The organism is Escherichia sp. MOD1-EC6842, assembly GCF_002965705.1.
In the GTDB taxonomy this organism is placed as follows: Bacteria; Pseudomonadota; Gammaproteobacteria; order Enterobacterales; family Enterobacteriaceae; genus Escherichia; species Escherichia ruysiae.
The window spans coordinates 1-9,139 of the sequence record NZ_PTRF01000036.1 but is presented as its reverse complement, the minus strand read 5'-3'; the positions used below and the strand labels follow the sequence as shown (position 1 = coordinate 9,139).

Below are 9,139 nucleotides of genomic sequence, written 5' to 3'. Positions count from 1 at the left end.
AAAAAAACATTAATGATTTAAATAACAAAATATTTATTTTTATTGCTATAATGGTAAAAAACTGTACGCACCCAATCCCGCAGGAACATGCTGATGAACAGCATGTTCCTGCGGGTGATGCATCCAATTAGTAGAATAGATGTATAATACTCGCTTTTAAGGTTCTTTCATGGTCACAATTAGCCTCCATTGTCCCCGTAGTCCGTTCAGATTTACCGTCACGGGCAGAGCCCAAAAGGACATGATCGATTCCGCTGTCGTGACTGTCACCGGGTATTTCAGCTCACTTATTGTTACGAGGCCCGTAAACCGGGAGTTAAAGACCAGATCACCGAAATGGCTTTCAACGACACCGGGGTTCGCGATACCGCCCGGACGCTGAAAATCGGCATTAATACTGTCATCCAAACTTTAAAAAACTCTCGCCACGACGAATAACGTCATCCCCGGTCGCTCATGCTGATGTGGCACTTATCTGCGAACTCGACGAGCAATGGAGCTTTGCCGGTAGTAAAGCCCGGCAGCACTGGCTCTGGTATGCATACAACACGAAAACCGGCGGCGTTCTGGCCTACACTTTTGGCTCCGGACTGATGAAACCTGTCGTGAATTACTGGCTCTGCTTACCCCTTTTACCATCGGGATGTTGACCACTGACGAATGGGGTAGTTACACCAGAGAGCTACCGAAGGAGAAGCATCTGACTGGTAAGATTTTTACTCAGCGCATTGAGCGTAACAATCTAACCCAGAGAACCCAAATCAAACGTCTGGCCCGCAGAACCATCTGTTTCTCGCGCTCTGTAGAACTTCATGAAAAAGTCATCGGTGCTTTTATCGAAAAATACATGTTCTACTAATTGGAGTCCTCACCCGCAATTTTTACTTTTGTTGATACTTTAATGCACCATCTAAAATAAGATTGTTCGCCTCCCGATGCAAAACTAATGTCTCGAGATATCCTGGTTTTAACTTCCACCATCTCATATCTTTTGCAATGCGAGAGAGGCAATGATTATGAGTAAACACAACAGCGTTTTTACCCTGATACGATAAGTCTAAAATTTTCCTCACAGGTGATTCACCATTATTTGATAAACTTACTATGGTGGGGCTAACTCCATTTGAGAAAAAACAAGCTGTTTGTCTGGTTCGGGTTGTGTTTGTTGAATAAAGATTATAGTTCCCGGTTATATCACTCAAATTCTTACCCAGACGAATCGCTTTTTGCGTGCCATTGACAGTTATTCCATCTGGTTCAGAAAAACATTGATCTTTTGAACGATCACACCTTTCTCCGTGTCTTATTATAAGAATAGTAGGGTATTTCTTACTAATTTCATATGTCTGCTTTATATCCAGATATCTTGGCCTTTTTAACACTGAGACAACAATAACCGCAAGCACCAAAAATGTTACTAATATTACAAACACTGTCTTTAGTTTAACTGATGAAAATCTCTCAAGTGACAACATTATATTAATCTTGCAATAACAGAACAGAAGTTGATAGCCGAAGTTATCTTTACAGGGCAGAAGTTGTGTTTCTTCCGAATTACTGAGAGACTTCCTGCCAGAAACAAACACCTTCGTTCATGTAAAGAAAGCCGTTAAATAAAATCCGGCATAATTATAAAAATCAATATCACATCAAAAAGAAACTCATAAGATTTCATGGGGAAACATCATACAATTTTTAATTATTCAGAACGTAAACCGGATTTATCATATCGTGTTTTTTTACTCTTTACAAATGAAGCGAGCTGGTCAGCTGATAATGGGGGGGAGAAATAATATCCCTGAAATAATTTTACCCCCTGTTTTTTTAACCAGTCATACTGCCATTTATTTTCAACACCTTCTGCAATCACTCGCAAAGAAAATTTTTTTGCAGCAAAAATAACACATTCAGCCAGACGTTGTGAAGATGGATTTTCATCCATACGATAAATGAATGAGTTCCCTATTTTCATAAATGCTGCATTAACCCTGGATAACATATCAATATTTGAATACTTCGTTCCAAAGTCATCCAGTGCTACAGATATATTTTCCCTGTCCAGATTATTAAGAAACACATTATCTTCTGAAGAGTTTCCCCATTCTCTGTGCTCCGTCAATTCACAAACCAGTACAGGGTGGAGTTGAATAAGATGCTTCTGAACCAGTTTATATGCATAAATCATTTCCGCTGAATTATAGTCTGGCCTCCCCACATTGAAAGTGATTAAAATACCAACCGGCAAAAATTGTTTTAAAGGCAGTAGGACATCTGCTGTCTTTCTTAATAAGATACTTGTCATAAATCCGGACAGCCCGGCATGTTCCACCTGAGAAATAAACAACTCGGGAGATAACACCCTGCCATCTAGCATATTCCAGCGCGCCAGAACTTCAACGCCATATAAATTAGAGTCAGCATCAACTATTGGCTGAAAAAATGGAAAGCATTCCTCAGCCATATGTATCTTACTGGCAAATGTATTATAACAGTCAGAGTTACTGAACATACCCACTCCTGCTAAAAGATAGCTGCAGACTAAAGTAATTGTATACCATATTGTTATTCGGCGCATCAATAAAGAGATTACTTTTTCTCATTCAGAACCTGTGTCCAGTAATTTTTTATGGCAGAGTCCCTGTTGTATCTGATTGGCACTCTGCTCATTTTATTACGGATATGTGGCAGAAATATTCACTGGTATAACAAAATTCCCGGGTTTAGTCGCATTTACCCGGTATTCAAACTGAAATGTTGTAGCGTAAGAATGCCCTGCATAGTTCGGATTCACAGGTTCAGGCAATGTGAGAGTATAGTCCTTTGTGGCACTCGCATCATTTGATATGAACTCTATTTTCGATGGCATTACATTCTCGATTTCCACGCTGGTATGACCGACAGCAGTTGTTCCCACCAGGGATTGTAGTGCTGCAGATGTCGGCGTTGCGATTACCCTAGCGTGCTTGCCAGGAGACCCGGAATATTCCGCTACTGCATTAATATAAGACCCATCATCACCCCGGCATAAACGAACAATAACGTTAAAATTCACCATCTCCCCCGTATCTATTGTCAGAAGTGTAGGGAAAACCACGTTTTGATTACCATACCATCCGGTTCCAATTCCTGTTTTACGCCAGCTATCTCCAGAACGAAGCACCTGATTATATTTCCCCCCCCAGTCAGTATAGTGAAGAACATCTGATGCTGTCCCATAGACTTGCACAGGTATATTTTCCATGTAAGTCTGATTCCCGCTAAAATGAGAGGTTAAGCCCATTACCCATGAGCTATTGTTTAATATATTGTCACCAAGATTTACCCCACGCAGAGCACAGTCCCCCAATTTACCAGTTAATGTAACTTTTTTGATAGGGCGGGCATCATAAATTACACGTTTTGGGGTATAGTTAAAGTTATTTATAAGGTTCTTTTCGTATATAACAGTCGAAAAAGCCGGTGATGAAAAGATGATTCCTTCACATAAAAAAAGGAATATGAATACGTTCAAAAAACAGGACTTAAACGTAAAGTTAAAGCCCCACACTTTTACCGCAATTTGCGGAAAAATAACAAAACATCTTTTTAACATTATAATGGACTCTTTTGCTGAAATGAGTTTCATTAAAATCTCCCGTTCTGAATAGCAATCCAATCGACTGGTGTAATGCCTGACTATTCGGTATCAAAGCAACAGTCACGAATCCTGCGTATTCATGGATATCTCTGATATGCATTTTTATCATTCATGACGGAAACTCTCACATTTCATGAATATTCATCAAAAATGACGTCGTGCAGGTCGGTGCTATGACGGATAATATATGAACATTCGGAACTCCCATAAGAGAACACAGGCGAGAGCGCCAGTAATAATGCTTCCGGTCTTTGTTTGCTGATGGTTTTCGGGATAGCTTCTGAAGAAAAATTATTCTATCCATACACTCTTTCTTATATATGTAAAAGTGCGTGGGCGCTTCATCCCGCCCCCCTCCTGCTGTTTTTATAATACTGTCTTTCAACACTGCCAGCGGCAGGGAACCGTCGACAATATTTATTGTTGAAAATAATCGTTGCATCTCTTTCACCTGTCCGGGAACCAGAAATATTGTCCTGCAGTAGCGCACATCATCAGATGCTCTGAACATTGAGAATAAAGACAACCAGTTCAAAAGTGGCACTGCACTCAACGCTATTATCAGAATATCTCCTTTGGTCGGTTCGGTTTCTTTCCTGAGTCTGACATCATAATTTTCTGCTTTCAGCAGTGCGCTTAACCCCAGCATCTCATACTCACAGAAACCATCTATAATGATTCGTTGTTGTATCATAAATACACTATGGATATATAACTTCAAATGTCACTGCAGCCTTAACAGGACCAAACTGATCTGTGTTATGAACTTCCGTTACCGGTGTAATGACACACTGGCGCTCACCGGTTGCGGCAGTACTGTCACTGCAGAATGCATCAGAATCCTGCCCTGTCAGTTTTACAGGCGTATTATTGTTTTCCAGCCATAAATATGTTCCATTAGGCTGACTGTCCTTTGTTAGCAACATTTGCAGCTTATCATTCGACGATTCCAGTTGCCCCTGTGAAACAGAACCTTTAATTGCCGTCTTTACTGGTATATTCCCTGCGCATGTCCACTTTATTTCAAGCGGTGAGTGTTTTTTCGCTGCTCCCGGTGTTAATGTTCCCAGGCTATAAAATTGCGTTGGGATGGATATATCACAACTGGGGGCAGTGAATGTTGCATTAATGGTAAATGTGGCCGTTTGGGTATCCGCACTCCGGACATTCGCAGAAAACCCGGTAAAACTTACAGATAATGCCGCTATCAGCACAGGATTAATGAATTTCATAATTCTGCACTCCCCCCCAGTCATTTATCGCGGCAATTTTAAGGTTCCCACGGACACTAACCCCCAGAGATACACTGCTAAAGGGTGCCAGCAGCGTTAATTCTTTTGTAACCTTATCGCTGAGTTTCAGCTCCCTGCCATTAGTTTGCACACCGACAATTGCCATATAGTAGGGGGTGGGGTTTTTAATCCAGGTTTTATCTCCCCTTTGCTCCATGATCAGTTTCTTCTCAGCATTTTCCCTCCCGTTCTTAAGACCGGATGGACGATAAATCAGCTTCACTCTGGAGTTCATCGCAATCGCCAGAACACTGCCATGGCTTTCTTTAACATCTGGTTTTGGCGGTACTTCCTGTACATTCAACCAGAATAACGATTCACGGTCTGTGGGTAATGAGGAATCTGTTTTCATGATTCGGATAATCTGTTTTTGTTTTGCGCCGACTTTAAAAAAAGGAGGCTGAGGAACCATGTAGATACCGTTTCCCTCACTGGTATTATCCACCCATACCTGCCCCCCATACATCTGACCGGCATTATTGGTGACTTCAAAGGTAATATTTTTTTTATTTTCATCATAAATGAAGCGCGTCCCATTCAATACAAACGCAGCCATAGCCTGGCTACAGAATGCGAATGAGAGCACAACTGCAATCGCCGTTTTAGCTACTTTATTCACAACGAATCTCCTGAACTTTATTGGTGTTAGCCTGTAAACCTTTCATGGAAAAATGACACTGCATTCCATTTCCCATATCAATGCGGATCTTTTCTGGTTCAGTCAGCATATTCATTAGCAGAACACCGTTTGTGGATATAAACCCGGCATTCAGTCCCTGTTCTGTGGTGGCTTCACCACCTGTAAGGTATTTACCCTGCTTATCCTTCACACGCAGGATGTAACGAAGTACGTTCTCAAAACCAAATTTTCGGTAAACCATCGCCTTTTCAGTCGGAACCACTTTGTAGGATGTCGTGCTGAAATCCATGTCGTCAGGGACGTTTTCCATGTTAATGTTAATGCTGTTTTCTGCATACCCGGACAACCACACCACAGTGTTACCATTTCGGTCAGTAGGCATGGAGTTGTTGAACCTGATTCCACTGACACCCGGTACGCTGACAATAGCGACAGTATCGGAAGACTCTTTTGTAAAGAGAGGTCCGGTTTCGCTGGTCCCTAACACAGAGCCGGAGATGCCCCCGGAGAAGCTGGTCTGTCCGTCACCCTGGCGCGAATGTGTCTGCGATACTCCAATATTTGTCTGAACAGCGTCAAACGCATAGCTGGCCGATGCCGATGCGCCCCGCTGACCACGGGAACTGATATCCGCATTGAGGTTATAGTTAACGCGATCATTCACTGAAGCTGAAATGCTTGTATTGAACGTTGAACCATTGCTCCGGTTATATCCCACACTGTTACTGGCGTAATGCTGTATCCCTCTGAAGTCAAAAGGTATGCTGACACTCACCGACGCTGAATAATCCGCTTTATCAGTATTTGCGTAACGGTTATATGAACCGTTCAGGAACACAGATACAGAATCAAAAGCTGAAGTGCTCAGCGACAAAGTCGCCCCGGTATCACTCCCGTCTCTGTCCCAGTAATTCTGGTGCCACCACGCTCCACTCAGATAAGTCGTATCAAACCGATGAGACAGACGAGCCTCATACCGTGATTTCTGATTACCGTGAATAAAAGTGCGATGGGGATCAAATTCTGCATAATCCACATACCCTTTGTCCTGATAACGATATGTCAGAAGCTGCAGGTCTGTTCTGTCTGTAAAGTTTTTGGCATACTTAATACTGACGTTCTGGCCTTTTTTTTCATCCCCATTGTTATAGCGGGCTTTAGCTGTCTGGGCACTCAGGGATAACGCCCCCAGCTCACCAAACGGTTTCGTTACGCCAATCCCTGCCGACTGATAGCGATTGTTTAACAGTATTGCTGAATTCAGCGTTGCGCTGGAAAAACCATAGTCAACACTGCCCAGCCAGAAGAGTCCGGTATCCGACGAGAACGCCTTATTCAGTTCATTACTTTGATTTTTCTTACCCATGGCAAAGTCGTACTGAAAATCACCTGGCCTTAACAACGTCGGCAGAGTAGTGACCGGATAAACCTGAACCGTCTTATGCCCGTTATCATCCTCTAACGTTACAACCAGATCGCCATTTCCGGTTGGCCGAAGGTCATCAAGACGATAAGGGCCTGCCGGAACCATGCGGGAATAAATCGTATAGCCGTTCTGGGTCACGGTTACCCGTGACGGGCCTGAAGCGATCCCCGAAATATCCGGTGCATATCCGCGTGCCTCCCACGGGCGCATGTTACTGTTAGAGCGAACTGATACGCCATAAAAATTAAAGTCAGAAAATAACTCTGTCTGAGTTTGCGATTTTCCCAGTAATAAATCCCCCTGAATTTGACTGATTGCCGTGGATAATGTCATATCGCTGGAGGTGAATTCTGTTTTTCCTCCTGAGCGGGATACGTTAATATTACTGGATAATACCCATCGCCCGACATTGAAACCAAGGTCAAAATTTCCGAAGGCATTTAATTTGTCATTTGTTGTTTTATTGAAGTTCGCATAATACTTCAGCCGTCCTCCGGTAACACCATAATCCCATCGTGACGGGTCACTTTTACTGAGCAGATAAGCCTGGGGGATATCAAGCAGCAGCTTCTGTGCACTGTAATCAAAAGCTACCTGTGTATGATTTTTTTTAGCCAGCTCATAACATTTTTTTTCTCTGTTATAAACATCATCATATTTACTGGCATCCAGCATGACACCTGCACTGTTTATCCATTCCGGAGAGAAACAGAGCATATTGTTTTTTTCATCTGTCGGTGTAATGTTTAACTCAGCCGTACCGGTTTTTTCATTGTTAACAAAAACATCAACACTATATTGCCCCTGAGGATAAGCATAATCAGATTTTAGAATCGAAGGAATTATGCTGGTTCCCTGGATAAAATCCAGATTTAAGTCCGTAGCATATCCGAGATGCGTATAAATACTCATCGCTAACAAAGAAATCTTTGGTAGTCGCGATAAGCTCATATCATCCTCCATCGGCTTATATTTGTTATCTGTTTAAGGTGTTTTTAATACCGCTAATGAATAGCATCAGCGGTATTGGTGAGATTAGTTATAAGTTATTGCGTAAGCAGCAACGCCCTGATAATCGCCAGGGGTGGTTCCACCTTTCAATTTTGCCTGGAATTTAAAACCATCTGAATTAGCATTATTTGTATCAAATTCAATACTGGTATTAGAAGATGTTACCTGAGTGTTTGCTGTGTTTTGTGCATTCATTGCTGTCAGTTTTACGACAGCGTCGGTAGCCTTACCGGTACTATTTTTCAAGCCTTCGGCATCAAAGTTGCCATACCATGTTATGGTTGCAGTCTTACCTGCCAGGTTACCACACTGTGTTGGATTAACGGGTTTAAATGAGAATTCCGTCGGTGTCTGGCTTTCTGCATTTGGAGCCACAGTGCCCAGCTGAATAACATCCGTCATGCTACCGCCATTATTTACAGCAACATCGCAGGTTACGGATGTAACGTTACCAAAAAAATGAACTTCGCTTTGCTGTGCTGCGTTAACAGTAGCAGTCGCGAATACCAGAGCGATAAGAGAACCAAGATATAATTTATTCATAACTTAAAACTACCATTATTGACTATTGACATTATTTGGGATGTTTTATCTGCATACCAGATAAACACATATATAAAACATGTGCAAAAATATACCCTATTTACTTTTCAATAACTGCTAAATCTTCTTTTTTGGCAGCCCCATTGTGGTGGGATAATAACTCTTCAACTATTCTTATAACATGCTCAACTTTTGCAAGACAACATCCGAAATAACCATTACTGACTCCATTATTATTGCAACTAACGTTTCTTGAATGTTTTAAAACCATATATTCATACAAGGCTTTTATTACTTTATCGCTACGAACGGAACACAGTTCAATAATGCACCAGAATGCATACTCACTTATTCCTGTTGTTGGTATAATTGCATTTTTCTTTGAAAGCATTGAATCTATATGATATCGAAAATAGCCATCTGAAATATTTTCCACCCTCCCCTCCCGGTCATTTAACAAAATGAGGAATAACGCAATAAAAATACTCCTTCTGAAATCACCTTCTGATTTCTTTTTAAATATTAACAAGCCAAACAAACAAAAAAAACAATCAACTTTAGTTATCAAAACCAAACACGCAACACACAAC

The 9,139-nt window shown here is 41.6% G+C and carries 10 protein-coding genes and 2 pseudogenes; 2 read left to right on the top strand and 10 right to left on the bottom strand.

Going from position 1 to position 9,139, the window contains the following annotated elements:
• Positions 1–210: 210 nt before the first annotated feature.
• Positions 211–438, top strand: a complete 228-nt coding sequence (locus A7Z29_RS23970; RefSeq protein WP_353620300.1) for an IS1-like element transposase — start codon at positions 211–213, stop codon at positions 436–438.
• 26 nt (positions 439–464) lie between these two features.
• A pseudogene (locus A7Z29_RS23965) lies at positions 465–796 on the top strand (IS1 family transposase); the annotation flags it as partial.
• Here the strand turns inward: A7Z29_RS23965 and A7Z29_RS23960 are convergent.
• From A7Z29_RS23960 to A7Z29_RS23870, 10 genes and pseudogenes are all read right to left on the bottom strand, one after another.
• Positions 743–875: pseudogene (locus tag A7Z29_RS23960) on the bottom strand (hypothetical protein); the annotation flags it as partial. The pseudogenes A7Z29_RS23965 and A7Z29_RS23960 sit on opposite strands and share 54 nt — an antisense overlap.
• A 6-nt stretch (positions 876–881) precedes the next feature.
• Positions 882–1,475, bottom strand: coding sequence for a lipopolysaccharide core heptose(II)-phosphate phosphatase (locus A7Z29_RS22615; protein ID WP_105290879.1), 594 nt, complete (start codon positions 1,473–1,475; stop codon positions 882–884).
• Positions 1,476–1,699: 224 nt separating this feature from the next.
• Positions 1,700–2,509, bottom strand: a complete 810-nt coding sequence (locus A7Z29_RS22610; protein WP_286135444.1) for an EAL domain-containing protein — start codon at positions 2,507–2,509, stop codon at positions 1,700–1,702.
• A gap of 162 nt (positions 2,510–2,671) precedes the next feature.
• Positions 2,672–3,625 (bottom strand): hypothetical protein, encoded by a 954-nt coding sequence (locus A7Z29_RS22605; RefSeq protein ID WP_105290877.1) that lies wholly within the window; start codon positions 3,623–3,625, stop codon positions 2,672–2,674.
• 136 nt (positions 3,626–3,761) lie between these two features.
• Positions 3,762–4,331, bottom strand: coding sequence for a hypothetical protein (locus A7Z29_RS22600; protein WP_105290876.1), 570 nt, complete (start codon positions 4,329–4,331; stop codon positions 3,762–3,764).
• 7 nt (positions 4,332–4,338) lie between these two features.
• Positions 4,339–4,869: a fimbrial protein gene (locus A7Z29_RS22595; protein WP_105290875.1), complete on the bottom strand. Its 531-nt coding sequence runs from the start codon at positions 4,867–4,869 to the stop codon at positions 4,339–4,341.
• Positions 4,856–5,548: a fimbrial chaperone gene (locus A7Z29_RS22590; RefSeq protein ID WP_105290874.1), complete on the bottom strand. Its 693-nt coding sequence runs from the start codon at positions 5,546–5,548 to the stop codon at positions 4,856–4,858. The genes A7Z29_RS22595 and A7Z29_RS22590 overlap by 14 nt, the downstream gene beginning before the upstream one ends.
• A complete protein-coding gene (pefC, locus tag A7Z29_RS22585; RefSeq protein WP_105290873.1) occupies positions 5,541–7,946 on the bottom strand; it encodes a PefC/AfrB family outer membrane usher protein in 2,406 nt (801 codons plus the stop codon). Before pefC ends, A7Z29_RS22590 begins: the two co-directional genes overlap by 8 nt.
• 84 nt (positions 7,947–8,030) lie before the next feature.
• The gene (locus tag A7Z29_RS22580) at positions 8,031–8,549 is read right to left on the bottom strand and encodes a fimbrial protein (protein WP_105290872.1); all 519 of its coding nucleotides are present in this window, start codon (positions 8,547–8,549) and stop codon (positions 8,031–8,033) included.
• Between the two features lie 100 nt (positions 8,550–8,649).
• Positions 8,650–9,139, bottom strand: a 490-nt coding sequence (locus A7Z29_RS23870) for a PapB/FocB family fimbrial expression transcriptional regulator (RefSeq protein WP_286135443.1), incomplete at its 5' end; no start/stop codon positions are given.

Bases quoted from the DNA above. Each gene is read 5' to 3' on its own strand.
- A7Z29_RS22615 (WP_105290879.1), bottom strand. From the start codon at position 1,475: ATGTTGTCACTTGAGAGATTTTCATCAGTTAAACTAAAGACAGTGTTT.
- A7Z29_RS22610 (WP_286135444.1), bottom strand. From the start codon at position 2,509: ATGTTCAGTAACTCTGACTGTTATAATACATTTGCCAGTAAGATACAT.
- A7Z29_RS22605 (WP_105290877.1), bottom strand. From the start codon at position 3,625: ATGAAACTCATTTCAGCAAAAGAGTCCATTATAATGTTAAAAAGATGT.
- A7Z29_RS22600 (WP_105290876.1), bottom strand. From the start codon at position 4,331: ATGATACAACAACGAATCATTATAGATGGTTTCTGTGAGTATGAGATG.
- A7Z29_RS22595 (WP_105290875.1), bottom strand. From the start codon at position 4,869: ATGAAATTCATTAATCCTGTGCTGATAGCGGCATTATCTGTAAGTTTT.
- pefC (WP_105290873.1), bottom strand. From the start codon at position 7,946: ATGAGCTTATCGCGACTACCAAAGATTTCTTTGTTAGCGATGAGTATT.
- A7Z29_RS22580 (WP_105290872.1), bottom strand. From the start codon at position 8,549: ATGAATAAATTATATCTTGGTTCTCTTATCGCTCTGGTATTCGCGACT.